Below are 23,716 nucleotides of genomic sequence, written 5' to 3'. Positions count from 1 at the left end.
GGGCCGAACTGGTCGTCAACGCCCTTGAGATGGCAGTGGCGGCCCGGGGCGGCGAGGTAGCCGGGGTGGTGTTTCACTCCGATCGCGGGTCGCAATACACCTCAGCCGCGTTCGCGGACGTCTGCGACCGGTACGGGATCCGACGCAGCATGGGTCGGGTCGGCTCCAGTTACGACAACGCTCTGGCCGAGAGCCTGTGGCAGAGCCTCAAACGAGAAGCTCTGTTCAGGACGCTGTTCTCCACGATGGAGCAGGCCCGAATGGTGATCCTGCGATGGCTCGCGTACTACAACGCAAGGCGACGCCACAGCGCACTGGCCTACCTCTCCCCGATGGAGTTCGAACAACAGCAACGCACGACGGCTAAACTCTCACTCGCGGCGTAAACCCCTGTGTCCACAATCCGGGGGTCACCTCAGAGTGCAGTACCGCAGGGAACAGTGCAGTAGGTAGTTCAGTGCCGCGCGGAAGAGTGCAGTCGGCTGGACTTTCGCCAACGTCTCCGCTGGTCAACGGACTTTCCGCCTCATCAGCGGACCGCCCGTCCGCCAGCGCGGGTCGAACCTTGCTCATCGGCTTGCGCCCTTCCGCGCGGTCGACGGCACCCGGCCCACCGCACGAAACAGTGCAGTCCGCAGGTCAGCGGGCTGCCGACTGCACTCTTCCGCGCCGCTCAACAGCTCGCCAGGTTTCATGAGACGGATCGGGGATGCCAAGCTCAGGGATCATGGCATTTCTTGACTGGCGCCATCGGTGTCGTCCCCGGGTGAGTTTGACCGCATCCCGTTTGGGGCACGACGTGCTCTCACGCGCGGTTGTCGCGCTCACGTGGGAGGCACGTGTCCGACGGCGGTTCCCACACGAGTCCTTCCGCCTCCAAACTGTCGATGATCCACTTCCGGCCAGTCTCCCCTGCCACTGCCCAGGTGTATTCCATACAGCGGCGCCGCTTCCGGCGGAGCCTCCACAGCCTCGTTCGCCCACGAGGCCCTGCCAGGTTGTGCACGAGGTCGGCAAGCCACCCGATGCAGACGACGTAGTCATCGCCCATCCACTGGTAGAAGGGCTGTCGCCGCCGGGCCATAGCGCGAATCTGAATCACAGCGAGGTACGTCAGGGCCGCAGCGGCCTCGTCATCATCTACCGCCTTCATAGCGAGTCCCCTCTCCTCCAAGCCGCCGAGTCCCACCCTGCCAAACTCCAGTGGCAGGAAACTACCGGTCGTCAACGCTCAGTGGCGAACGGTCAGGGTCCAGTGACGCCGGACAGAGTGGTTCGCCACCGGCCAGGCTCGCCGAGACTCCGCCAACGCCCAGTGCGAGCCCGGGACCGCGACCGGCAGGGCCAGACGTCCTTTGAGCGGGCGTGTGCTCACCGGGTGAGACCCACGTCAGGGAGGGCTTGGAGGGGGGTAGGCCGGATGGTTCGTGCCGGATGTGGTCCGGTAGGCGCGGTGCTTTCGTGGCTGGCAGCAGGTGGCGCCGGCCGCCCGACACCTCTCACCCGAAGGATGGACGTTCATGCCTGCTGCGCGTAGGGCCACGGTCGCTGCGGTACTTCTCGCCACGGTCGCCTTCACTCTTCCCGCTGCCGCCACCAGCGCGGACGCCGCGGAACCGGGGGTGACATGCGATGACGGCGTCGATACCGGCACGTTCTTTCCCGGGCTGGATGACGTTCCGAAGGACGAGGTCGTCACCCACGCCGAGGTGGGCGGAAACTGTTCGGGGTCCACCGCCGAGGGTCTGACCTCGTTCACCGGCAGCTTCACCGGCATCTCCTGTGGCGGCCCTCACGGGTCGGACTCCCTCGGGTCGGGCACCGAGATTCTGACCTGGAACGACGGTTCGACCTTGACCTGGCAGTTTGACGGACCCTACCTGGACCATTCCCCCAGCGGGATGTACATCGATTACGGCGGCCGGGTCACCGCCAGCCGCTACCAGGGCCTGAGTCTCAACTCTCGTCTGAGTTGGCAGAGCTCAACCCGAGCAATAGTCAATACCTGTGGATGGCTTGGTCATGGCCGCGGGTTGGTTCCCCGGATGGCCTGCCAGCCGGAGTGCGGGGCAGCCGAGGTCAGGAGTTGTACTCCTGTGCCCCGGAGAGTCGCCAGCCCGGTGTGGACGGGGTCGAGTTCGTCGACGGATCGTCCGAAGTAGGCGAGGATCTGCGTCAGCTCCAGGTCGATGGCTTCTGCCGAGTCGCGGATGTGGTCGAAGCGGGCGCCGCGACGGACCGGGCCGAGGATGCAGCGCACCGTGGCCATGGCCTCAGCCGAGTTCACGATGGTGACCTGGTCGATCTGCAGTTCCACCTCGGCTGTGTGGCTGCCAGGGCTGAGGAGCTCGGTCACGCCGCCACCTCGGTGCGCTCGACCAGGGCGCTGTTCTCGAACCTGCCGCCGGCGCGGACCACGGCGACCAGGTGGGCGCCGGTGATCGCGCGCCAGCGGTCCAATCCAAGGTGGCACCCACCCACAACTGGTTCACCCTCCTCGACGTCGGAGACTTCGGCTGGCGCTTGGTCCACGGATATCTCGACGGCGCTCAAGGGGAGAATTATTCCATTTTCAAGCCGTACGACTGCATCGGCATGGATACCAGCGGTTACTTGCCCGCACAGGTATGGGGTTCCCAAAAGATGGCCCCGAATGTTCTCTTCCTCGGCAAGGCCCCCTGGCCGAAGTAGGACGTGAACTTGGGCCCTGCCTCCGGAAGCGTGAATATGGACGGATGGTGATGTCGTCAGCGAGTGTGCAGGATGCGGTGCCGCAGGAGGTCCTGGACGGCGGCGTAACGCTCGCGGGTCCGTCGCACGATGAGGCGATGCGGATAGCTCCTGGGTTCGGCCGGCTCGGCTCGTGACCTCGCCTCGTCCGAAAGGCGCCCACCGCGTTCGGCCTCCCTGCACCCAGGTGTTCGCTACCGGGGCGGGCGCCGTTTGAACGGCACGACGTTGGGGCCATCGGTCGTGAGTTCGTCGCGCAGGCTCTGGTTCTCCAGAGTGAGCTGGTCGACCACGCAGACCATGGCGGGAACGTCGACCCGGAGCTGGCTGAGCTCCTTGTTCTTCGCGGCGACGGTCTTCTTCAGCTTGGCGATCGTGGCCCGCGAGCGGGCTTCGGTGTCCAGGACGGCACCGCGCGTGCTCGTAGAACTCGTTGCGCAGGTCCGGGTGGCCTTGCACGCCGAAGGCATGAGCCCCAGCCGTCCCAGCCCGTCGGCGCCGGGTTCACCACTGTTCCAGGAACGCACGCAGCTCGTCGCGCTGACGGGCTTCGTCGGCGACGACGGCAGCCAGAACACGTCCCTGCGCCGGCCCAGGGGAGCAGCTGCATGATCTCTGCTGTCGTGGGTACCGTCTGAGTTAGCAGTCGTGGATCCGAAGTACCGCAGCACCGGCAGTCGGAGGACCAGGGCGATCACCTCAACCCCAGGGGTACGCACCAGCGCGTATCTCGTCCCCGACCAGGGAGCAGCAGCATGGCCACCGGCACCGTGAAGTGGTTCAACGCCGAGAAGGGCTTCGGTTTCATCGAGCAGGACGGCGGCGGCCCGGACGTCTTCGCCCACTACTCCAACATCGACTCGCAGGGCTTCCGTGAGCTCCAGGAGGGCCAGAAGGTGACCTTCGACGTCACCCAGGGCCAGAAGGGCCCCCAGGCCGAGCACATCCGCCCCGCCTGACGTTCGCAGCACGACGCCCCGTACCGGTCTGGTGCGGGGCGTTCGTCATGCTCGGACCTGGTCGTGCCGGTCAGCCGGCACGCGGCGCAGCAACTGGGCGGCGAGCTCGGTGTCCAGGCGCTCGGCGTCGCCGGGGAAGCCGTGGCTGGCTCGCAGCGCGGCGCGCAGTTCCTGCAGCGTGTCCATCGGCGGCAGACCGAGACGGCCGCCGCCGGGCCCGTGTTCGGCGGGCTGGGCGCTCATCCCCAGTCCCCCTTCTCTCTGTCGGCTGTGCCCGGCGCCACGCCGGGCCCGGGTCGGCGGGGCGTCCTGGCGCTACAGGTGCGGACCGACCATCAACACGGTGACCGTGCCATCCCTCTCGGCGTCGCCCTGGTGACCGTCGGCGTCGAGGTGGTCGTAGGTCCAGAACAGGCGCCAGGCGCTGGCACCCAGGTCGACGTACGACGTCCACGCCCGGCACCCGCCGTGGCAGGCCGGGGTGGCGGGGGTCGGCGGCCCGCACCTGTAGGGCGCGGCAGCTGACCGGTGCGCTGCGCGAGTCGGTGGAGCAGGTGCGCACCGCCGTCCTGGTGCTGGCCGAGCGGATGCGCAGCGCTGCACGCTGCTTTTCTGTCCTCGACCTGGCCGGTCGAGGACATGCGGACCCGCCTGGCGCGGCGGGCGGTGCGGGCCGAGTTGTCGGCCGTGGACGACAACCGGGTTCCCCAAGGACGGCAAGGCCTCGCCCGGGGTCGCCCGGCAGTACTCCGGCTCCCCCGGCACCGCGCCGCTGCCTGGCGATGGGCACCGCTAGGATCCGGGAGACGTCAGGGGACGGCGGACGGAGTCAGGGCATGGGCAGCGCGGACGAGGCAGCGGTCAAACGGAAGTTGGGGATCGAGACCTGGCGGAGCATGTCCAAGAACAAGGTGCTCAAGTTCGCGGCCGCGATGCCTGAGATGGCCACCGGGGTACGGCTCAAGCTCATCGAGCAGTTCCCCGCCTTCAAGGACCTGGGCAAGGCCGACATCGATGCGGTCAAGGAGGCCCACAAGTCCACGCTCGCGGCCAACGAGAACAGCCAGGAGCACTTCTACCGGGCTTCACAGGACCAGCGGGACGCCCTGCGGGCCGACCTCGGTCGGGACGACCTCAGCTGGGAGCAGCGGGAGGCCCTCCACGACCGTCTCGACCGGAACGTGCGGCAAGTGTCTGAGAAGGACAGCGAGAGCAAGCAGTTCCTGGGGACAGGGATGAAGGTGGTGGCAGCCGCCGGTGCGGCCGCTCTCGCACTGAGCGTGGTCTTCGTCGGCGGCAAGGTCGGTGGTGCGAGCGAGGGTGGTTCCGAGGGGGCCCAGCAGGACTAGCTAGCGCTGGGCGGCTGAACCACCCGGTCTCTCCAGCGCACGCCTGCCACCTGGCGGCCCCCGGGTCGCGGCGAGGCGCAGCACGGCCGCGCCCGGGAACCTCGGGGGTGCGTTCCGTGCGGGCCCGGCCGGTGGGAGGCCAGCAGCGCCGGGGTCACGGCGCTGCTGCTCTGCTCGGCGCCCTGGTGGTGCTGTGGCGGGACCACCGTGGCGGGAATGCTAGACCTGTCTCCCGCCCGGGAATAGGGCTGCGACCTGCGGGGGCGGAGCACTCCGCGGCCCACCCGGGCGATGCGGCAGGCCGCGACGGCGGCCCGGTAGCCAACCGTACCCGGCGGAGCGGGAGGGCAGCAGGCGCGCCCGGCCGGGGGTGGGGAAGACCGAAGGGGAAGGGACGGAGACCTGGCTCGCGGGCTGGCGGGGCATCGTGGCGCTACAGGTGCGCCGTACGTGAACTCCTCGAGGCAGGAGCCCACGCTGAGGTGCGGCAGCAGTAGCGCCCACAGACCGCTTTCACGGAGGCGCGGGCAGAGCCGATTCCAGGAGGCGCCAACAACGCCTTCGACGTCGCCGCTGGTCGCGACTCCACGCTACGAGGGGAATGGCGTAATAAGCTCCGAGAGCGGGAGGACTGCGGCGACTGCCACCGCCCGCGCGGTGCTCTCGGCGGCCAGGCGCCCTATGAACGGCTCAGGCAGAAGATCCCGACGGCGTAGACGCGGACCGGGTCTTTCCCGCTGATCAGGTGGAACCGGGCGGGGTCTGTGTTGACCGCCTTGGCGATCTCGCCGTCCCGCTGGCCGGACGGATCGAGCGCGAGGTACTGCGCACCGCTGCGTCGCAGGTCGGTGTAGAGGGCGTCGAGGTCGTCGGTGGCCGTGACCTGGACAAGCTTGCGTTCCATCTTGAGGCCGATGAGCGGCAGCCGGATGTCCGGTCCCTGGTCCGTGATCGCGATGACCGATCCGTGGGGCAGGCTCCGCACGTGGCCGAACGTGTTCCACGGCCAGACCTGGTCCTGCTGCTTGCGACGGTGGCGCATCAGGTCGATCGTCTCGTTCACGGTGTAGTAGTGCGGCGCGATCTCCGTCGCCGACAGGTGCACGGGTTCGGTTGTCTTCCAGATCGAGTCGGCGCTGGTCCCTACCAGGCCGAACCCGACGGCCACCGCGACCGCCCACCGGACGTATCCCGCCACGCCCGTCGGTCGCTGCCTGGTCCCGGTGATCCGGGTCAGGAACACCGCGAGGAAGACACCGCCGAGGATCGTCAGGTGGATCGTGTAGCGCGCCCACCACGGGCCCGGGCTGCGCGGCGCTTGCTCTTGCCTTTGCGGCGCGAGGTCACAATCTCGTCGCTCGTGGGCGTTGCGAGGGGCCGGCCGCTTGTGGGCGTGCCGCATCTCCTCAATGTGTGTGACCACGTCGGCTGGTGTCGTGTTCGGCTGATGGTGTGGCGTCGAGCTTCGGTCAGTCAACCCGTGTTCGACGTGTCGCGGGTGCCGGTTCACCCGTTTCGGCGCCGTTGCTCAGGAAGTCCCCGTCCCTGCGGGTGATATGTGTGATCGGACGGGTCTTGCAATGTTCGATCACGCGGTAGCGGCCCTGTGGGGGCAGTGGTGGGTTCGCGTGGGTCATGGTGTCGTCGAGGCGGTGCGGGATGTGTGGTGTTGTGCGCGGGTGACGATGAGTGAGACGTTCTGTCCGCCGAAGCCGAATGAGTTGCTGAGTACGGCCTCCTGGGGGATGTCTCGTCGCGCTGTGGCGACATCGAGGTCGATGTCGGGTCCGATGCCGGCTGCGGTGAGGTTGCGGGTCGGCGGGATGACGCCGTGTTCCACGCTGAGGACGGCGATGAGTGCCTCTATCGCACCGGCCGCGCCGAAGAGGTGGCCGAGTGCCGCCTTGGGGGCTGTGACGGTGGCGCGGCCGAAGACCTTTCTGATCGCGTGTGCCTCGGCGGTGTCGCCGGCCGGGGTTCCGGTGGCGTGGGCGTTGATGTGGCTGATCTGCTCGGGAGTCAAACCGGCTTGGGCGAGAGCCTTGCGCATGGCGGAGACCTGGCCGGAGCCGTCGGGAGCGGGTGCCGTGATGTGGTGGGCGTCGGCGGCGATGCCGGCTCCCGCGAGCACGGCGTGGACGTGTGCGCGTCGGCGGCTGGCATGCTCGGCGCTTTCGAGTACCACGACGGCGGCGCCTTCGCTGAGGACGAATCCGCTGCGGTCCGCGGCGAACGGCCGGGACGCCGAGGCGGGTTCGGCGGTGTACCGCGACAGTGCTTGCGCCTGGGCGAAGCCGGCGACGGTGATCGGGGTGATCGCGGCCTCGGTCCCGCCCGCGATGACCACGTCCGCCTCGCCGGCACGGATGAGTCTGGCCCCCAGGGCGATCGCCTCGGCGCCGGAGGAGCATGCCGAGACAGGTGTGTAGGCCCCGGCCCGTGCGCCGTATTCGATGCTGATCAGCGCCGCTGCCGCGTTGGGCATGAGCATCGGTACCGTGCGTGGTGAGACGCGCCGTGTCCCGGCCGTCTCCAGTACGTCGTCTTCCTTCAGTAGCGTTCGGACGCCCCCGATGCCCGTGCCGATCGCTGATGCGAGCCGGTCCGGGTCGACCTGCGGGGCGCCGGCGTCGGCCCAGGCTTCGGCTGCTGCGGTGAAGGCTGCCTGCTGTGAGCGGTCGAGCCGCCTGGCCTGCGCCGGCGGCAGCGACTGGGCGGGGTCGATCGCCATCGTCCCTGCGGCGGTGTCGGGAAGGCCGGCGTCCTTGTGGCCGCGCAGGGCGCCGCCGCGGATGCCCGACCGGCCGGCGAGCAGGGCTTTCCAGGTGGACTCCACGTCTGCGCCGAGTGGTGTGATCGCGCCGAGTCCGGTGACGACGACTTCAGTCCTGTGCATGCCCTTCAACCTTTCTTGTATGCGATACAAGCGAACGGGCCTAGTTGTATCACATACAATTCGGGTGTGGAGAAGAAGCGAACCGAAGCCCGACCAACGCCGGCCCGGTCGCGTGACCGCGGTCGCGCGACCAGACGCCAGCTGATCGAGGCAACCGCACGGCTCTGCAAGGAGCGGCCCGGCGCCGAGGTGAGCGTCGCGGAGATCGCGAACGCGGCAGGCGCCTTCCCCAACCAGGTCACCTACCACTTCGGCTCCAAGGACTCGCTGCTCGTGCACGCCGCCTTTCTCGGCTTGCTGCACGACGCCCGACGGATCGAGCGCATCGGTCGCCAAGCCCCCGATGCGGCGACGTTTCGGCGCAACATCGCCCGCGCCGTACTGGCCATGCCCTCGCTCCCATCGGTCGCGCGAGCACTCGCCGCCGGGATCTCCAAGCCCGAACTCGCCCCTGTGGTCGACCGGCACCTCCAGTTGCTGTTCCGGCAATCCCAGCGCTTCGTGAGCCAGCTCGTCGACGGTCGCGGCTGGAGGGTCCGTCGACCGCTCGACGTGGAGGCCAGGACGTTCTGGAGCACCGCGCTCGGCGCAGTGCTGCTCGTCCGCGCCGGGGCACACGGCACTGTCGCCGACCTCGACCTTGCCGGAGCACTGACCATCCACGACGAAACCGAACACGGCTAGCCCGGTCGAACGGGCCTGTGGCGACGACGAACGCGGTTCCCGTCCGAAGGCGGCCCTGTCGTGCGAACGCGGCCCTGTCGCGGCCGGCACGTTCGCGGCCGGCATGTTCGCCGTCGCCGACGAACCCCGTTGCGGCTGGGGCAAGGCGTCAAGAACCTGCTCGCCGGCAACAGCCCGGCCTGTTTCAGAAGTGGATCAACGGCTGTCGTCCCTCCTGACGTAGCGAAGCGAGCCAGCCCCCGTGCTGGAACTCGGCAGGAACCTCCTCCTCCCACGGATCGACCCCGCGACGCTCCAGTTCGCCGGACCGGCGATCCCGCTGCGACTCGGGAAGGCCCTGTCCGCGCCAAGGGCAGAAGCCGACCGCGATGCCCGATGCGCCACCGTCATGGATGATCAACCCGCGTTCCTGGAGTCCGGCACTGAACCGAATCAGTGCGTCCGGGCAGCCGAAGGGGCCGCCGTGCCGGTCACCAGGCCAGTTCACCCGGCTCGCCACCGCCTCACAGCAGTTGGGGCGGTGGCGAACCGGGGCGCGGGCGGGGCGGGGCACGGGCGGCCCTCTTCTCACCCCGATCCGCCTGCGCAAACCACCGCACCCGGACTCCCCCGGGCCCGTCCGGCAGGCTTGCCGGTTCACGGCGCCCGGTCTCGACTGACGCTGACCGTTACCGTCCTGCGCGACGGGGCGGGGGTCAGGTGAGTGCTTCCACGATCCGGGCGCAGCGCACCGGGTCCTCGGTGAAGCCGGCGCGCAGGCCCCATATCCAGTACTCGACGGCTCGCAGTAGTGCCCATTTGCGGGCGCGGTCGGGGTCGAGGTCCGCGGCGTCGGTCAGGGCGTCGATGCACCACTGGACGCGCGAGGGGCCGAGTTCGTCGAACCGGCTCCACAACAGGGGTGCGACCTGGTATTCGAGGACGCCGCGCACGATCAGCGGGTCGACGACCGACCAGTGTCCGTCGGGGGTGCGCAGGACCTGGTCGTAGTGGAGGTCGTTGTTGACCAGGACGGTGTAGTCGTCGTGGGACAGTTCCTCGGCCAGGTCCAGTGCGTGGTCGAGTGTGTGTCGGGGTATCGGGCGGCCGAGTTCCTCCCACTGGGCGGGGAGTTCTCGTCGGTGGCCCGCAGCGATGTCTGCCGTCGTGCGCAGGCCGTCGGGTGGCTCGATGGCCAGCCGCCGTAGCAGTGTCCCGATCACGGGGACGGCCTGTGTCAGTGGCGCGTCGCGCAGTGGACGGGTGTGGTCGAGGCGTTGCAGCAGCATGACGCCCGCCGTGGTGTCGGTGTCGAGCAGGCGGACCGCGCCGTGGCCGTTCCACAGGCGCAGGGCGAGTACCTGTTCCTGCATCTGCTGGTCGGGCCACGTGACTTTCAGTGCCAGTGGCTCGCCGCCCCGGCGGACCGGCACGACGAGGCTGTTGTAGCCGTGCATGGGTGGCCCGTCGACCTTCAGGTTCCAGCGGTCGCACCATTGGGCGACGGTGTCCGGCAGGGCCGCCAGCCACCGGCGGCCCGCTTCGCCCTCGTGCTGCCAGCGGCCGAAGGCCCGAAGGGATTCGGGTACCTGTGTCAGGCGGTGTTGCTGCGAGCTTCCGGAAGTCACGGCGTCTCCATCCGGCGTCTCCGTTACGGTCTGGTCCAGGCCTTGTCGTCGGGCCCGTTCCTCGCTGATCGATGTGGTGCGGTTGCGGTGCACTGCGGGTGCGGCGCGCCTATCGGCGAGGTGCGGTGCGGTGCGGTGCGTCCGCAGGGGCGGTCGGGTCGACAGGTGATCCTACGCACCGGATGCCCTTGCCTGTCAGGTCAGTTCACGCCGAGGGCCGGAGAACTCCCGTACGGATCCAGGACGGGTGTACCTGTGCGGAGGTGCTTGTGCCGCCCGTCGGCCGTATCCCCGGCCCACGGGAGGGACCACCTCGTCCTGGCCCTTGTGCGGCCCGGGCGGGCGGCCGCCGGAAGCACTCCTGGCCCGTCTCCCGCCCCCTCTGCACCCGGGAACAGTTCCCCGACCGTCTCCCGGCCCTGGGCGGTACCGGGTGGGGTTGTGCAACAGGTCGTCAACAGGTTCCGGTGAAACGGCCACGCAACCGTGGCCCGTGGGCGGATCATGTTCGGGTGCCGATCATTGCGAACCCGCCCCCGTCCCCGCCCGCCAGGCCGCCGTCCTGGGAAGACCGGCTGGAGGCCTGGGTCGGGATATGCGCGGCCCGACTGGCCCTGTGGGGCCACGACTTCACCGACGGCGCGTGGCCCGACACCGAGGACCTCGCCGTCCTGCTCGCCCGAACCGTGGACGAAGTCGCCGAGATCCCCTCGATGCGGCCGGCCCACCAGGCCCTCACCGCCGCCCTCGCCCGCGTCCACGCCGCCGAACGATGGCTCCGCCCCTACAGCGCGGTCTCTCCCTCCATGGCCTGCCACCATCTGCGCCAAGCCGCTGAACACCTCCACGCCGCCCACCGCCACCTCACCGACACCGCGCCCCGAGGCCGTCCCAGCCTTCCACCCCGGCGGGGCCCGGAACACACTCCCCCGAGCCCCTGACCGCACCAACAATCCGACCACCCGCCGACGGGCCGTCAACCCGGCCCGCGAGGGCACGAGGCGGGGAGGAGGCGACCGCGACGACAGTCGGCGATGCGGGGCGGCAGGGCAGCGGGGCGGCAGGGCGGGCAGGCGGGCAGGCGGGGACACCGGGCTCGCCACCATCCTGGCCATGACGGGCACGACGACCATGCGGGCACAGCAGGCCCGAACAGCTCGGCCCCGGGCAGCCCCCCCTTTTTGCCTCATCCGGCCGGGGGACGACAGTGCGGCAGCCAGGCCGGGAGCGGGCCCGAGCGGGGCAGACCGGGGCAGGCGGTCACCGACGACAGACCGGGGCGGCGAACAGGCTCTCACCACCCCCGAGGCGGGGCGGTGACGACGACCGACAAGAGAACCCCGACAACAGGCTGCGGGCGGCGGCGCCGAAGAGAGCAGCGATCGGGACGACGTCATCCCCGGGGCGCAGCAGGATGGGACGGCCGACGCCTGCCACAACGACGGGGGCACGGCCGGGGACGGCGGGAGGACTGCGGGAACAAGGCCCGGTCGGTCGGGGCGCAGCCGGGCAGGCCACGCGGCACCGGGCGGCCCCGATGGCGCGACGCGCGAAACGGGAAATCCTCCTGTCGTGGATGGCTTCAAGGGGTCATCCGGGCGGGAGCACGCCGAAGAATTTCCGGTCCAGCAGCGCTGACGTGGCTGATGGCCGCTGGTATCGGCGACCCGGGGATGGGCAGTCATGAGGCGATCCACCCGCGCACGACTGTCCTGCGTCCCTACCGGGCCGGCCCACGGCAGCCAGGGCGGTCACCGATGGCAGACCAGACCAGCGAACAAGCGCCCCCGCCCCAGGGGACAAAGCGAGCCGGGACAGGCCACGCAGCCGCCGCGGAACAGCCAGGACGGGGTTGGTTCAGGGGCTCGGGCGGTTGCGTCTGGTGGCCGTGTGGAGGAAGCGCAGGGAGATGGCGAGGCCGGCAACGGCGGCGGTGGCCACGAGGATCATCGTGGGCTGGAGGGCGTCGTCGGGGTAATGGCTGCCGGTGACGCGTGAGGCCTCGGGGTCGTCGGCTGCGACCTCCAGCGGGACCGTCGCACCGATGCCCGGTGACCTGACGCCGTGCGGCGTGAGGGAGTCGGTGCTGTAGTCGCGGTCGGCAACCCGGTAGGTGAGCGTGTACCTCGTTCCGCCCTTCATGGCCACAGCAGCGGTGATGGTCGCGTCCACCCGTAACGGTGCGGCGTCGATGCGGCTCGCCGTCCGCCACTGCGACAGTGCCGCGACCGTGCTGAGAACCAGCGCCAGCAGTGCGGCCAGGGCACCGGTCAACGGGAGGAACCACGCGCGGCGGATCAACGATCTCATGGTCTGTCACGCTACGCGCCGTCACAACGGTGAGTCGAGGAGTACCCAGCCCCCGTCCACCGGACAGACTTCCTTCCGCGGCTGCGCGGTGATGGATTACCGGCCAGCCGAGGCCGACCGGACGGTGTCCGGCCTTTCCCGCCGGCACGCGCCCGCGCCGCGACCTGGCGGCGTGGTACGGATACGACGATACGGACCTGCGAAGCGGGTACTACCACGTCAGGACCCTGCTGGAACGGGCCGTTCGGGCCCTGCGGACCCGGGCCCGCCGAGAACTGCGCAGAGAACTCGGGCCTCTCGACGAACGCATCCTCGCCCGGACAGTCAACGACCCGTTCGCACCGGGTGACCTTCCCTGGTGGAAACGACGGATCGAGATATGACGAGGGGAGAACGCGGACGGGTACCGGGCCGCCGGTCACCCTGGCTGGTCCCGCCGAAAATCCGCAGGTCACATCCTCTGGTCCCTCACGGACCGCCTGCTTCATGAGCTACTGCCGCTGGTCGGACGAGGAAGCGGCGCTCCGAGGAACCGGTGGAGTAGGAGGAGGGCTGGGCGACGCTGTGGGAGAAGCGGTCGCCGCCCCGCACGCGATGCGGGCGCGGTCGGGCAGGTCTCGCCGCACAGGAACCCCTTGCGGTGGCGGCATCGACGCGCGGAACGGGAAATCTTCCTGTCATGGATGGCTCTGGAGGGTTAGCAGTACGGGATCGTGCCGAAGAATTTCCGGCCCGGTGGCGCCGGCGGGACCTGGTGCCCGGTGGCGCCGGCGGGACCTGGTGCCCGCTGGTACCGGCGTCCCGGGGACGGGTGATCATGAAGCGATCCACCCGCGCACAACCGTCCTGCGTCCGCACCGGGCCGGCCCTGCGGCCTTGGAACCCGGACGGTAACCACCGGCCGCGAGATCGCCACACCCCGGACCCGACCGGCCAGGCAGGCAGGTGGTCCCGGGTTCCGTCACCGCGAAATGGTGACTGGGCATCACGAACAGACCCGCCGTGCGCGTCGGTCCCCGATACAGTCGGCGACTTCCCGGCCGGCTCAGGGAGGTGGCGTCGAGGATCATCCGGGCGACCTGACGGGCGGCCGGTTCCCGGGACGTCAGCTTCGCGGTACCCTCGACTTCGGGGACACGAGCCTCAATTCGGCCGTGCGGGCCTTGACTTCAGCGGCATGCCGGCGCGCGTGGGCGGCGTGGGCGAGAGCGTCGGCCTGATCAGCCGCGATGGCCGGCGAGCGGGCCGCACCGTGTCGGCGTCTGCTGGCCGCTCAGTCTCCCCGGATGAAGCCGATCTGGATCTCCGCGAGGAACGACCGAACCCCGATGCACGGCCAGCCGGCTGCCTCCACTGCTCTGACGCTCAAGTCGATCTCTTTGCGGATCTTCTTCATCGTCACGCCGGGGCCGTCGATATCAAAAACAGCGGCGAAGTCGGTATCGCCCCGGTCAAAGGCCATCCTGGCGTCCGAAACAAGCTTTTGCATACGCCATGCATGGATCAATCCCATGGCCATCCCCCTGAGCAGGTGCTGTGTACCTCGGTCCGCCGAGAAACTCGCTCATCAGGAAAGCCTTTACCCGGGCCCCAGTCTCCTAAAGCCCGATCTGGAGGTGCCGTGCCCCGACCCACGGTGGGTCCCTGGGGGCGGAAACCGCCGCCCGATGACCTGCGGTTGGTAGGTTTCCCCCCCCCAGGAAAAGCCAGCGGGGCGCCGGTGATGGTCGGTTTCAGGCGAGGCGGCCCGCGCGGGCGGGGGCAGCGGTACCGCTGCCGCGGCGGATCTCGTCGAGGACCGGCGTGCCGCGTTCGTCGCCGCGCAGGGCCAGGGCTGCGGCGGCTTCGAGGCGGGCGTCGAAGTGGGGGTCGGTGAGGTGGGCCGCCAGCACGGCGCGCAGAGCAGGGATGTCCAGCAGGACGCGGGTGCCGAGGGGGAAGTGAGTGAAGCTGTGAAGCGGACCGGGTGACGGAAGCAGGGTCGTCGACCAGGCGCAGAAAAGGACGGCGAGCGTGTCGGGCCGGTCGCCCAGGAGGGCGGGGAATGCCAGAGCGACGCGATGGCGGACGCCCGGGTCCGGGTGGTCGGCGTGGTCCAGGACGGCCGCGAGCTCCTCGCGGGAGCAGTAGCCGGTGAAGGCCGCGATGACGGTGTGCAGGGCGTACGGGTCCTGCTCGGTGTCCAGCCGGGGCCGGAGGAACTATGCGGCCTCCCGGGTGAACGGCGACTCGTCGTCGTTGTCGGCATCGAAGCCGAAGCCGAAGCCGAAGAAGTTGATCACGTCGAACGCGAAGCGCCGGCGATCGAGCTCGCCGCCGTCCTCGGCCTCCTCCGCGACCGCGCGGGCCCAGTCGAACCTGTCCTGGCTCTGCGGCTCGGCGACCCGGAACAACGACGCGAACCAGTCGTCGTGTTCGGGGCCGGCAAGGGCCAGGGCGCGGGCCATCAGCTCGTCCGGCGTGCGGTGGAGCGAGTTTCGCCTCCAGGCCGGTGACGACCGCCCGGTGGGCCGGGAGCGGCACCGCCCCAGTGCCCGCACCGGCCCCGGACTTCAGGGCCGCCCGTCTCCGCACAGGGCCCCGGACGTCCGCTCACCGTGGCAGCAGGCGCTCCAGATGGAACTGCGCCCGCCTGTCGGGCTCGGCCTTCAGCGACTGGACCAGGTAGCGCCCGGGCGGGAGCTCGACGGTCAGGTACTCGCCGCGCTCGAGGACGGCTCACCGTCGTAGAAGACGTCCGTGAGCAGGTACCGCCCGGCGGTCAGGTCGAGGAACGGCCCGTCCTCCCACACCCCCGACCGCAGCGCCTCGCGCACCAGCGGCCGGACGTCGTCCGCGCAGTCGAAGTGGAGCGGCCTGACGAACACCCGCTCCTCGGCCGGCCACCCGACCAGCAGCGGCTCCCCGCCCAACACCAGCACGTCCCCGTGCCCGGGCACCGGGTAGGCGGCCGCGTAGTCCGCAGCGGCCTCCAACAAGGCCTCGTCGCAGCCCGTCCACCCCTCGGCGACCGTCTCGGGACACAGCACGAACAGCCCCGAGTCGGTCCCGTCCAGCCAGCCCTGCTCCACGGTCAACATACGGGGGATCCCCGCACGTCAGAGGGGACTGACGGTGCGCGGGCAGGTGAGCCACACGACCCGCGTGTACCAGGCGATCGCTCACGATCCACGCGCCCGGGCGCAGCACGGCGAGCAGGTCCGTATACGCAACGGCCCGCCGCCGCCTTCCTGGAGGAGCAGGTCGTGCAGGCGCTCCCGCCCGCACAGCCGCACCAGCGCCGCCCCGGTCAGCGCCCGAAACTTCCGACAGCAGAGCAAAACCAGCGGCCGAAAGCGGCACGGCCCCGCAGGCCACCCCCATCCACCTAGCTGATCACATCGACGCGGGACACCTACCCGGCCGGCCCGAACGAAGACGCCCGGTCTGGGCGGCGGCCTTGTCGAGTGCGACGGTCAATGGGCCGTCTGTTCCTCGGCCGGGCCCTTCTCGCCCGTGTTCTCCGCCAGGACGAGGCCAGCACTGACGGCGACGTCGAGCACGTGCTCGCAGTACGCCGCCGGTGTCCTCCGGTGGTCCGGGCGCAGCGCGGCGGGTTCGGTCCGGGCCGGAAGCGTGGCGGCGGCGCGGCGTCCGGCGACGGTGGGACACCGCAGGGTGCGAGAGTCCGACCGGGTGGTCGTGCGGGCGGGTCCTCCCCTTCATCCGGTGTCGGCAGGATCAGCTCCGGTGGCCAGACAAAGGACCAGGCCCCCGACACGCGACCCGCACCCCGCGCCGAGGGATCGGCGCGGCCCGGACGGCCATGCGGGTCCGCGTGACAGGTGACAGGTGTGACAGGTGCGACAGGTGCGACAGGTGCGACAGGTGCGGAATTCAGCTCAGCAAAGTCCGGCAAAAGTCCCGGGAAATGGAATGATGTCCGAAAATCGTTACACCAGGTTGTGACCTGAACACCTCTTGTTAGTGTCCCTTCAGTTCGACTCGCATGCCCCACCTCACACACCAGGGAGTTTGCGTCATGCTGAAGCGACGAATCGCCGTGGCCGCCGGGGTCGCCATGATGGCTCTGGCCGTCGGCACCGTGCCCGCCCACGCGACCAACGAAGTCAACTTCGCCGAATGCCTGTTCGCCAGCGACTACTTCACCATCGGCATCACCAACGACAACGGCACCGGTTTCAGGAGGTGCTTCGCGAACGCCGGCGACATCTGGATCGACCAGAGGTCGGTCACGAGTTTCAGCAGCGGCAACAACGCCGGGTACTTCGAGTACGAGCCCGGCGACGGCTCCCTCTACCGCCACACCTTCGGCAAGAACCAGGCCATCACCAAGAACTACGGCACCATCACGACGCTCCACATCAACTGAACCACCGGCCGGTCACAGGAGGCCGTGCCCCTGTGACCGGCCCCCACGGGGGCCGTCCCTCGGCGGAGCCGTCGCGGGCGGGCCCCGTGGCACGCGGTCGGCGGGGCCCGGGACGAGGGGCGCGACGACGCGCTGGGTGGGGTTGATGAACTCGTCGTTGCCGTCGTCGTCCGAGTTCACCGAGGCGGCGACCGACCCCGTCCGCCCAGGAGGCCAGGCCGAGCAGGAGGAAGAGCAGGCCGCGCCCGGCACCGACCAGGACCAGCGGACGGGTGCCCGACGCCGGGCCCTCCGGTTCGCTGCCCGGCTCCTCGCCGAACAGGCGCTCGGGGTAGGCCGACGAAAGCATCGTCAGGTAGGCGGTGTGGCGCATCCGGTAGCGCAGGACCGCGGCCGTCGCCTCGTACAGCGGCTGCGGCATCCGGCCGAGGGCCAGGACCACGAGCCAGACCACGATCGACGCCGTCCGCCAGCCCCCGTACGCCAGGCCCTGCGCGATCGAGGCCTCCGACAGCGTTCCCGGACACCCCCCTGTCCCTCGGTGGTGCTCCCTGCAGAACTGACCGACATGCAACTCCAGTGGCTCCATCGGAAGAAGACCGCCGTCCCGCCGCCGTCCGCGCCGCGACCGTGTCCCGGCACCCCCGGTGGCCGACCGGACGATGCGGCCGGCGGGTCGGGCGCGATGGTCCCGGTGTCGGACCCCCCGAGAGACCAGGGAGCGGGTGGTGCCGCGCGAGCAGCCGACCGGGGCCGTGGCGATGATCGCGGCGACGGCGCCGAAGGACGCTGGATCGATGCCTTCGAGGCGCCCCGCGGCCTGGTGACCGCCTTCCGCGCGCCAGGGAGGCTCGCACCGCGCCCGAGGCCGGGCGAGTCCAGGGAAAACAGACCAGGAAGATGACCTGGACCACATATGCCACGACACATGTGTCGTGTAATGTGTCCGATATGAGCACTTCAGAGAAGAATCCGACCCTCGTCTTCATCCCCTGCTTCTCCGGCGCCCCGTGGAGCGCCGAGCAACTGGCCCCCTACGGCGAGGCACCCAAACGGACGCTGCGCCTGCCCGAGGGCGTCGACGACATCGAGCGCTACGCCGACCACGTCGAGAGCGCGATCGCGGACCTGGACGACTACGTGCTGGTCGGCGACTCCTTCGGCGCGAACATCGCCCTCGCACTGGCGACCCGCCGCCCGCGGGGCCTCCGCGCCCTGGTCGTGTCCGGCGGCTTCGCGGCCAACCCGGTCGACTCGAAGCCGTGGAAGGCCCTGATGCAGGCGATCGGCAGGGCCCGCGGGCCGCTCTACCGGCAGCTGACACTGCGCGCCCACGCCCACCGCCTCATCTCCCCGTTCGACGGCGAGGGCCAGGTGCCCTGGAGCCAGGCACGCAGCCGCGAACTGTTCCTCGCCAACACCCCCGCCGTCTCCTTCGGCGCCCGCCTGCGGGCCGTCCTCACCGCCGACTACGTCGACGCGCTGGGCCGGGTCCAGGTCCCGGCCCTGATCCTGACCCCCTCCCACGACGTACTGATCGGCGAGAACGCCTCCAAGCTCATGCTCGCGGGCATCCCCGACGCCCAGGAGGTCGTGCTGCCGCGCACCGGCCACATGTTCCGCTTCTCCCACCCGGCCACCTACGCCGCCGCGGTCAACGACTTCCTCGCCACCGTGCCGACCACCCGGCGAGACGCCGATGCGTAAGGCCGAACACCTGCGGTTCGCGATCCTGGCGGCCCAGCGCGAAGGCAACCGGCTGCTGATCCAGGCCCTCAAACCGCACGGCATCACCCCGTCACAGGCCGAGGTGCTGCGCCTGCTCCAGCAGCACGGCACCTTGAGCCTCAACGGGCTCGGGCAGCTCCTGGTGTGCGAGAGCGGCACCAACCCCAGCCGGCTGGTCGAACGCGTCGTCGCGGCCGGGCTGGTCGAGCGCCGCACCGACGCCGCGGACCGCCGCTACCTCCAGCTCAGCCTCACCCCCGAGGGCGAACGCCTGGCCACCGCCGTCGCCGGGATCGAGGAGTCCCTCTACGCCGCGATGGACACCGCCTGCCAGGGCCTGGACACCGACGCGATGCTCACGTTCCTGCACAACTTCATCGACCCCCTGCCCTCGGGCGAGGCCCTCAACAAACGCCTCGCCATCGACTGACATCCCGCCCCCGACCGACGCCACGGCCCGTACGGGACCGCACGGCCGCACAGGACCGGCCGACCGCGCGCCGGGGAAGGAACGACCATGCGGTTCGAGAACACCCCGACCGTCGACGCGCCCGCCACCGAGGTCCTCGCCCACCCCGCACGCCCACCTCGCACGGCCACCTCGCACGGCCACCTCGCACGGCCCGAAAACCTCCCGCGCTGGAACTACGCACTCGACACCACCGAGCAGGCCTCCCCGGGACCGATCGGGGCCGGCACGACCTACCGCCGGACCCACACGCTCCCGCGCCCGGCCGAGGAGCACTTCCGCATCACCGCGTACGCCCCCGAACCTGCTGACCGCGGACGGCGACTTCGACCCGTTCACCGGCACCACCACCAACCGGCTCACCCCGCTCGACCAGCACACCACCCGACCGGTCAACACCCGTCCACCTCACCGCCCCCGAAGTCCTCAAGGCCGTCACCACAGTCACCGCCGCGGCGGACCGCAGTTCCTCCTTCTCCGCGCTGGTCAGCCGGTCGTCGCGCGGGCCGGGGAGAGGTCTTCGACCTTGGCCAGGTGGGCTGTGACGCAGTCGAGCACCATGGCGCGCATCCGGTCGACCGCGTCGGCGACGATGCCGCGGATGGCCGGGTTGGTGGTCGCCTCGCCCCAGGTCTGCACGCCGACCAGGGCCTCGGCGGGGTCGATCGTGGCGATCAGGCGGGCGAGCAGTTCGTCGGGGTCGGGCGGGCTGTCGCTCGCGGCGTAGCCGAGGGCTTCAGCGCGTTTGGCGAGCAGCGCGTGGGCGGAGGCCGGGACCAGGTCGGCCTTGCTGCGGTAGTGGGCGTAGATCGAGCCGGTCGAGAGGCCGGACTCGGCCGTGATGCCGGCGATCGAGGTCCGCTCCAGGCCGTTGCGGCTGAAGCAGCCTACGGCGGCCTCGGTGATCTGGGTGCGCCGGAGTTCCTTGCGTGCGTCGGTGAGCCGTGGCACCGCGCCCTCCGTCAAGAAGAATTGACGTTCTGCTTGCAGAGGGGACTATGCAGAATCCCTGCTCTGTTTGGTGCGGGGGCGGGCCACGGGTGGACAAGCCCAGGCCGGAAGGGGGCCGGGAGGCTGTGCTGCCCGTTCCCGTGAACGGGGCCGGGCGCCTGGGCCTCGTGGCACGGGGACACCGCGATGCGCGGCCGGAGGCCCGTGTGGCACTGGCGGTCTGTCGGGCTGCGGGCACGGCGGCTAACGTACGGGTGCAGGCTCGGTGACGCTTCGTCACCAAGTGCCGCCGTGGGTCCGCCATGGCCTGCGCAGTACGGACGGGACTCCATGCCCGGACGCACGCCTGCCGAAGACGTCCATCGTGCGACTGGAGACCTCATGAATCCCCTCTCCGCTTCCCGCCGGCAGCGCCTGCGCGCTTCCGGCGCCGCGTGCGCCGCGATGGCGTGTGCCGTCGTCCTCGGTGCCTCGACACCGGCGCACGCCTTCAGCGGGGGGAACCACGAGAAGATCACCCGGGCCGCCCTGGGCCCGGGGGGCTGGCACCCGAACTCGCTGACGGCGATGGCGGACGGGAACTCGGGCGCGATCGTCGCCAACGACCACGGCGAGTACTTCGGCATCGGCAAGCTCCACTGCGACAACGCCGACTACCTCGACCCCAGGTACGACAGCCGCTACCCCCGCACCCGCGAGCAGGCCAACGCCGAGATCATCGACTGCGTCGAGGGCTCCATCGACCACGTCAGGAGGGCCGTCGCCGCCGCGGACCGGCTGGTCGACGCGAACGGGCGCGTCATCGCCACCCAGACCTCCATCTCCCCGGCTTGCTCGTGGAACGACCGACCGGGACGGGCGAAGTGCGAGGTGCTGGAGGACCTGGGCCGCGGCTGGCATCAGATCGAGGACTTCTACGCCCACAGCAACTGGGTCGACCAGGCCGGCCCGGGAGCCATCGGCGTCAAGAACCCCCCCGGCCTGGGGCGCACCGACCTGCCGGTGTTCTTCTCCATCGGCCGTTACAGCTCCATGAGCAGGGCGGACTGGGTCAAAGACGCTACTGGCCACATCCCTCACGACCTGGCGACGGGCTGCTATCCGGACCGCGACCACAGCGGGACGGTTTCCAACTGCACGGGTCGCGTCACTCATGACGGGGTCCTGAACAAGGACACGAAGGACAGTCCGCGCTCGGTCGTCGCCCACAACTTCGACCACGCCTACGACCTCGCCGTCAAGGACATCGCACGCCAGTGGAAGGACTTCGAGGACGAGCTTCAGCGCAGGTATCCGAACAACGGCCGGGCAAAGGCGATGATCTGCGCCATCACCCATGACCACCCGGACAAGACCTGCTCCTGACACACCACCGCGGCGCCGGCCAGGCCGGCCCGAACGGCCCGACCACACCCGCCGGTGGCACCAGGAGACCGGCGGACCCGATGTCCCGCATTCCGCAACGGGAGGAAGGCCCCGCGTGTCCCTTCGACGCACAGCCTTGAGGATCGCCGCCGCGGCGGCGGCCGTATCGGCGACCGCCCTGCCCGCCGCCGCCCACGCCACCGGCCTGTCGACGGCCGGACCGGCACACGCGACGGCGGCGGACCGGGCCGGCTTCGTCATGGGCAAGGCCCAGTTCGACCGGATGTTCCCGAACAGGGACCGGTTCTACACCTACGACGCACTGGTCGGCGCGATGAGCGCCTACCCCGACACCAACCTGACCTGCTGAGCGGAACGGAGAAGTCATGCGCGGATTCCTGACCAGGCTGTTCGTCGCGGCGGCCGCCGCCGCACTGACCCTGGTACTGCCGAACGCGGGCGCGGCGACGGGCGCGACCGTCACGGGCACGACCGTGACGGGTGCGGCGGCGCCGACCCGCACCGCGCCGGTTGCGGCCGCCGCGGTCAACCACACGGTGACGTTCGTGAACCACTCGTCGCAGAAGCTGTGGATCGGAAGCGGCGTCAACGCCGACGGGTCGAAGCAGTTCACCCGGCTGCCGGTCCTGACTCCCGGCCAGTCGGCGACGGTGACGATCCCCGAGACGGCCGCCCCGTTCCACTGGCGTGGGAAGTTCTTCGCACGCCAGGGATGCGGCGGGGCCCTTGGCAGCACCTTCCACTGCCGGGTGGCCGACTGCGGCCCGGCCGCCGACCACTGCACGACGGGCGAACAACCCGCCAGCCTCGCGGAGTTCAACTTCGACGCCAAGGACGGCGCCGCCCCCTGGTACGACGTGAGCTACGTGAACGCGTTCTCGCTGCCGATCACGATCACTCCGGTGAACGCCACGATCCCGGCCGGCGGGGGCTGCGACACGCGGGGCTGCGCGGCGAACCTGCTGCCCTACTGCCCGCCCGCCGACCTGACGCGCGGGCCGGACGGCAAGCCGATGCTGTGCACCAACCCCAGCCGGGACACCCCCAGCAGCTACAGCCGCGCGCTCAGCGCGAAGTGTCCCAAGGCCTACACGTGGTCCAAGCAGGACCAGGTGCCGGGCAACAAGGTGATGCAGCAGTGCAGCCGCTGCAGCGGCTTCACCGTCACCTTCGGCCCCACCGCGTGAGCCACCCGCCCCGGACCCCGGCCCCCGGACTCCAGGGCCGCCGCGGCCCCCGTCACGACCGCGTGACCGAAGAGAGGAACGCCTTGCCACGTCGAATGCGCCTGTTCACCGCCCTGCTCGCGGTGCTCACCTGCCTCACCGTCGGCAGTGCGGCCGACGCGACCGCCGCCCCGGCGAAGAAGAAGGGCGTGAGCGCCTGGAACTTCACCGACGTCACCAAGGCGCTGGCCGACTCCAGGGCCGGCTGGTTCTACACCTGGGCCTCGGACCGCCAGCAGATCAAGCCGCCGGCCGGCGTCGAGTTCGTCCCCATGATCTGGGGCGCGGGCTCGGTGACCGACGCACAACTGCGAACGGCCAGGCAGGAGGGCACGACCCTGCTCGGCTTCAACGAACCCGACCTGCCGGCGCAGGCCAACATGAGCGTGACCAGGGCCCTCGACCTGTGGCCCCGGCTCCAGTCGACCGGGATGCGTCTGGGGGCACCCGCGGTGGCGGGCGGCGGCGACGTCGCGGGCGGCTGGCTCGACCAGTTCATGAAGGGCGCCGCCGCCCGCCACGACAAGGTCGACTTCATCCCCCTGCACTGGTACGGCTCGGACTTCCGCGCCGACGCCGCGACCGGTCAACTGCGCAGCTACCTCCAGGCCGTGTACAACCGCTACAAGAAGCCGATCTGGCTCACCGAGTACGCCCTGATCGACTTCTCCAGCGGCACCCCGAAGTATCCGACACCGGAACAGCAGGCCGCGTTCGTGACGAAGTCGACCGCCATGCTCCAGGGACTTCCCTTCGTCGAGCGCTACGCGTGGTTCACCCTCTCCGCGGACCGTGGCGGCACCGGTCTCTACAACCGGGCGACCCCCAACCGGGTGGGTACGGCCTACCGCGCGGCCGGCTGAGCACACACCCCGCCCCCGTCCACGCACGGGCCCGATCGACCACGACGCCCGGACCGGCGCAGAACCGGGGGTCAGCGAGCCCGGGGGGGGGGGCGACGCGTTCCCCCGCCGGGGGAAGGCTTCTGGTCGGCGGCTCAGCTCTTGGGCGATTGGATCGGCTCGTCGGCCGTCCCCGCACCAGTCCCA

General features: G+C 70.2%; 26 protein-coding genes and 1 pseudogene. 13 read left to right on the top strand and 14 right to left on the bottom strand.

Annotation, left to right across the window (positions count from 1 at the left end; translation table 11 throughout):
* On the top strand, positions 1-386 hold a 386-nt coding region (locus AC07BF_RS34660; protein WP_478334405.1), incomplete at its 5' end, for a transposase.
* A 1,634-nt stretch (positions 387-2,020) separates the two neighbouring features.
* Here the strand turns inward: AC07BF_RS34660 and AC07BF_RS34655 are convergent.
* Together AC07BF_RS34655 and AC07BF_RS34650 are read right to left on the bottom strand one after the other, a co-directional pair.
* Complete coding sequence (locus AC07BF_RS34655; protein WP_363586080.1) at positions 2,021-2,356, bottom strand: hypothetical protein; 336 nt, start codon at positions 2,354-2,356, stop codon at positions 2,021-2,023.
* Between the two features lie 568 nt (positions 2,357-2,924).
* Positions 2,925-3,200: a hypothetical protein gene (locus AC07BF_RS34650; RefSeq protein WP_478334404.1), complete on the bottom strand. Its 276-nt coding sequence runs from the start codon at positions 3,198-3,200 to the stop codon at positions 2,925-2,927.
* 285 nt (positions 3,201-3,485) lie between these two features.
* Here AC07BF_RS34650 and AC07BF_RS34645 point away from each other — a divergent pair, with 285 nt between their 5' ends.
* Positions 3,486-3,689: a cold-shock protein gene (locus AC07BF_RS34645; RefSeq protein WP_363586077.1), complete on the top strand. Its 204-nt coding sequence runs from the start codon at positions 3,486-3,488 to the stop codon at positions 3,687-3,689.
* A 45-nt stretch (positions 3,690-3,734) separates the two neighbouring features.
* Here the strand turns inward: AC07BF_RS34645 and AC07BF_RS34640 are convergent, their stop codons facing one another.
* Positions 3,735-3,932 (bottom strand): hypothetical protein, encoded by a 198-nt coding sequence (locus tag AC07BF_RS34640; RefSeq protein WP_363633129.1) that lies wholly within the window; start codon positions 3,930-3,932, stop codon positions 3,735-3,737.
* A 372-nt stretch (positions 3,933-4,304) separates the two neighbouring features.
* On the opposite strand from AC07BF_RS34640, the pseudogene AC07BF_RS34635 reads away from it, so the two are divergent.
* Positions 4,305-4,452 (top strand): annotated as a pseudogene (locus AC07BF_RS34635) (transposase); the annotation flags it as partial.
* A gap of 73 nt (positions 4,453-4,525) precedes the next feature.
* The gene (locus AC07BF_RS34630) at positions 4,526-5,038 is read left to right on the top strand and encodes a hypothetical protein (RefSeq protein WP_363586076.1); all 513 of its coding nucleotides are present in this window, start codon (positions 4,526-4,528) and stop codon (positions 5,036-5,038) included.
* Positions 5,039-5,717: 679 nt separating this feature from the next.
* On the opposite strand, the gene AC07BF_RS34625 is transcribed toward AC07BF_RS34630, so the two are convergent.
* Both AC07BF_RS34625 and AC07BF_RS34620 read right to left on the bottom strand, forming a co-directional pair.
* Complete coding sequence (locus AC07BF_RS34625; RefSeq protein WP_478334403.1) at positions 5,718-6,461, bottom strand: hypothetical protein; 744 nt, start codon at positions 6,459-6,461, stop codon at positions 5,718-5,720.
* A 210-nt stretch (positions 6,462-6,671) separates the two neighbouring features.
* Positions 6,672-7,934, bottom strand: a complete 1,263-nt coding sequence (locus AC07BF_RS34620) for a beta-ketoacyl-[acyl-carrier-protein] synthase family protein (RefSeq protein ID WP_478334406.1) — start codon at positions 7,932-7,934, stop codon at positions 6,672-6,674.
* Positions 7,935-8,000: 66 nt separating this feature from the next.
* Between AC07BF_RS34620 and AC07BF_RS34615 the strand changes: the two genes are divergently transcribed.
* On the top strand, positions 8,001-8,618 hold the full coding sequence (locus tag AC07BF_RS34615; protein ID WP_363586073.1) for a TetR/AcrR family transcriptional regulator C-terminal domain-containing protein: 618 nt from the start codon (positions 8,001-8,003) through the stop codon (positions 8,616-8,618).
* A gap of 184 nt (positions 8,619-8,802) precedes the next feature.
* Here the strand turns inward: AC07BF_RS34615 and AC07BF_RS34610 are convergent, their stop codons facing one another.
* The gene (locus tag AC07BF_RS34610) at positions 8,803-9,171 is read right to left on the bottom strand and encodes a DUF6980 family protein (RefSeq protein WP_400811954.1); all 369 of its coding nucleotides are present in this window, start codon (positions 9,169-9,171) and stop codon (positions 8,803-8,805) included.
* A 142-nt stretch (positions 9,172-9,313) separates the two neighbouring features.
* Positions 9,314-10,225 (bottom strand): aminoglycoside phosphotransferase family protein, encoded by a 912-nt coding sequence (locus AC07BF_RS34605; RefSeq protein WP_363586071.1) that lies wholly within the window; start codon positions 10,223-10,225, stop codon positions 9,314-9,316.
* A 512-nt stretch (positions 10,226-10,737) separates the two neighbouring features.
* Here AC07BF_RS34605 and AC07BF_RS34600 point away from each other — a divergent pair.
* Positions 10,738-11,166 (top strand): hypothetical protein, encoded by a 429-nt coding sequence (locus AC07BF_RS34600; protein WP_478334402.1) that lies wholly within the window; start codon positions 10,738-10,740, stop codon positions 11,164-11,166.
* Positions 11,167-12,082: 916 nt separating this feature from the next.
* Here the strand turns inward: AC07BF_RS34600 and AC07BF_RS34595 are convergent.
* The 5 genes from AC07BF_RS34595 to AC07BF_RS34575 form a co-directional block, all read right to left on the bottom strand.
* Complete coding sequence (locus AC07BF_RS34595) at positions 12,083-12,535, bottom strand: hypothetical protein (RefSeq protein WP_363586069.1); 453 nt, start codon at positions 12,533-12,535, stop codon at positions 12,083-12,085.
* A gap of 1,273 nt (positions 12,536-13,808) precedes the next feature.
* Positions 13,809-14,048 carry a hypothetical protein gene (locus AC07BF_RS34590; protein WP_478334401.1) on the bottom strand — a complete coding sequence of 80 codons (240 nt, stop codon included), beginning with the start codon at positions 14,046-14,048 and terminating at the stop codon, positions 13,809-13,811.
* Between the two features lie 220 nt (positions 14,049-14,268).
* Positions 14,269-14,427, bottom strand: coding sequence for a hypothetical protein (locus AC07BF_RS34585; RefSeq protein WP_363633115.1), 159 nt, complete (start codon positions 14,425-14,427; stop codon positions 14,269-14,271).
* Between the two features lie 309 nt (positions 14,428-14,736).
* On the bottom strand, positions 14,737-14,982 hold the full coding sequence (locus AC07BF_RS34580; protein WP_363633113.1) for a hypothetical protein: 246 nt from the start codon (positions 14,980-14,982) through the stop codon (positions 14,737-14,739).
* Positions 14,983-15,225: 243 nt separating this feature from the next.
* Positions 15,226-15,615, bottom strand: a complete 390-nt coding sequence (locus AC07BF_RS34575; protein WP_400989331.1) for a hypothetical protein — start codon at positions 15,613-15,615, stop codon at positions 15,226-15,228.
* 941 nt (positions 15,616-16,556) lie between these two features.
* On the opposite strand from AC07BF_RS34575, the gene AC07BF_RS34570 reads away from it, so the two are divergent.
* Positions 16,557-16,907: a beta/gamma crystallin domain-containing protein gene (locus tag AC07BF_RS34570; protein WP_363586064.1), complete on the top strand. Its 351-nt coding sequence runs from the start codon at positions 16,557-16,559 to the stop codon at positions 16,905-16,907.
* Here the strand turns inward: AC07BF_RS34570 and AC07BF_RS34565 are convergent.
* A complete protein-coding gene (locus AC07BF_RS34565) occupies positions 16,900-17,496 on the bottom strand; it encodes a DUF4389 domain-containing protein (protein WP_478334400.1) in 597 nt (198 codons plus the stop codon). The genes AC07BF_RS34570 and AC07BF_RS34565 overlap by 8 nt on opposite strands.
* Before the next feature lie 362 nt (positions 17,497-17,858).
* Between AC07BF_RS34565 and AC07BF_RS34560 the strand changes: the two genes are divergently transcribed.
* Both AC07BF_RS34560 and AC07BF_RS34555 read left to right on the top strand, forming a co-directional pair.
* Entirely contained in the window at positions 17,859-18,614 is a 756-nt protein-coding gene (locus AC07BF_RS34560; protein WP_478334399.1) for an alpha/beta fold hydrolase, read from the top strand.
* Positions 18,607-19,065 (top strand): MarR family winged helix-turn-helix transcriptional regulator, encoded by a 459-nt coding sequence (locus AC07BF_RS34555; RefSeq protein WP_478334398.1) that lies wholly within the window; start codon positions 18,607-18,609, stop codon positions 19,063-19,065. The genes AC07BF_RS34560 and AC07BF_RS34555 overlap by 8 nt, the downstream gene beginning before the upstream one ends.
* A gap of 525 nt (positions 19,066-19,590) precedes the next feature.
* Here the strand turns inward: AC07BF_RS34555 and AC07BF_RS34550 are convergent.
* Entirely contained in the window at positions 19,591-20,055 is a 465-nt protein-coding gene (locus AC07BF_RS34550; protein ID WP_478334397.1) for a TetR/AcrR family transcriptional regulator, read from the bottom strand.
* Between the two features lie 381 nt (positions 20,056-20,436).
* Between AC07BF_RS34550 and AC07BF_RS34545 the strand changes: the two genes are divergently transcribed.
* The 4 genes from AC07BF_RS34545 to AC07BF_RS34530 all read left to right on the top strand — a co-directional run bounded on the left by AC07BF_RS34545 (position 20,437) and on the right by AC07BF_RS34530 (position 23,530).
* Positions 20,437-21,420 carry a hypothetical protein gene (locus tag AC07BF_RS34545; protein ID WP_478334396.1) on the top strand — a complete coding sequence of 328 codons (984 nt, stop codon included), beginning with the start codon at positions 20,437-20,439 and terminating at the stop codon, positions 21,418-21,420.
* A 115-nt stretch (positions 21,421-21,535) separates the two neighbouring features.
* Positions 21,536-21,790 carry a hypothetical protein gene (locus AC07BF_RS34540; RefSeq protein WP_478334395.1) on the top strand — a complete coding sequence of 85 codons (255 nt, stop codon included), beginning with the start codon at positions 21,536-21,538 and terminating at the stop codon, positions 21,788-21,790.
* A 16-nt stretch (positions 21,791-21,806) separates the two neighbouring features.
* Positions 21,807-22,628: a thaumatin family protein gene (locus tag AC07BF_RS34535; RefSeq protein ID WP_478334394.1), complete on the top strand. Its 822-nt coding sequence runs from the start codon at positions 21,807-21,809 to the stop codon at positions 22,626-22,628.
* Positions 22,629-22,711: 83 nt separating this feature from the next.
* Positions 22,712-23,530 carry a glycoside hydrolase family protein gene (locus tag AC07BF_RS34530; protein ID WP_478334393.1) on the top strand — a complete coding sequence of 273 codons (819 nt, stop codon included), beginning with the start codon at positions 22,712-22,714 and terminating at the stop codon, positions 23,528-23,530.
* Positions 23,531-23,716: the final 186 nt, after the last annotated feature.

Source organism: Kitasatospora sp. NPDC043950 (genome assembly GCF_056435345.1).
Note: the sequence above shows the minus strand (reverse complement) of the source record. Positions and strands in the feature narration are given on the sequence as shown.

Coding starts and splice junctions, on each gene's coding strand:
- AC07BF_RS34650 (WP_478334404.1), bottom strand. CDS start 3,200: ATGCCTTCGGCGTGCAAGGCCACCCGGACCTGCGCAACGAGTTCTACG.
- AC07BF_RS34645 (WP_363586077.1), top strand. CDS start 3,486: ATGGCCACCGGCACCGTGAAGTGGTTCAACGCCGAGAAGGGCTTCGGT.
- AC07BF_RS34640 (WP_363633129.1), bottom strand. CDS start 3,932: ATGAGCGCCCAGCCCGCCGAACACGGGCCCGGCGGCGGCCGTCTCGGT.
- AC07BF_RS34630 (WP_363586076.1), top strand. CDS start 4,526: ATGGGCAGCGCGGACGAGGCAGCGGTCAAACGGAAGTTGGGGATCGAG.
- AC07BF_RS34620 (WP_478334406.1), bottom strand. CDS start 7,934: ATGCACAGGACTGAAGTCGTCGTCACCGGACTCGGCGCGATCACACCA.
- AC07BF_RS34595 (WP_363586069.1), bottom strand. CDS start 12,535: ATGAGATCGTTGATCCGCCGCGCGTGGTTCCTCCCGTTGACCGGTGCC.
- AC07BF_RS34590 (WP_478334401.1), bottom strand. CDS start 14,048: ATGGGATTGATCCATGCATGGCGTATGCAAAAGCTTGTTTCGGACGCC.
- AC07BF_RS34580 (WP_363633113.1), bottom strand. CDS start 14,982: ATGGCCCGCGCCCTGGCCCTTGCCGGCCCCGAACACGACGACTGGTTC.
- AC07BF_RS34575 (WP_400989331.1), bottom strand. CDS start 15,615: ATGTTGACCGTGGAGCAGGGCTGGCTGGACGGGACCGACTCGGGGCTG.
- AC07BF_RS34570 (WP_363586064.1), top strand. CDS start 16,557: ATGCTGAAGCGACGAATCGCCGTGGCCGCCGGGGTCGCCATGATGGCT.
- AC07BF_RS34565 (WP_478334400.1), bottom strand. CDS start 17,496: ATGGAGCCACTGGAGTTGCATGTCGGTCAGTTCTGCAGGGAGCACCAC.
- AC07BF_RS34560 (WP_478334399.1), top strand. CDS start 17,859: ATGAGCACTTCAGAGAAGAATCCGACCCTCGTCTTCATCCCCTGCTTC.
- AC07BF_RS34555 (WP_478334398.1), top strand. CDS start 18,607: ATGCGTAAGGCCGAACACCTGCGGTTCGCGATCCTGGCGGCCCAGCGC.
- AC07BF_RS34545 (WP_478334396.1), top strand. CDS start 20,437: ATGAATCCCCTCTCCGCTTCCCGCCGGCAGCGCCTGCGCGCTTCCGGC.
- AC07BF_RS34535 (WP_478334394.1), top strand. CDS start 21,807: ATGCGCGGATTCCTGACCAGGCTGTTCGTCGCGGCGGCCGCCGCCGCA.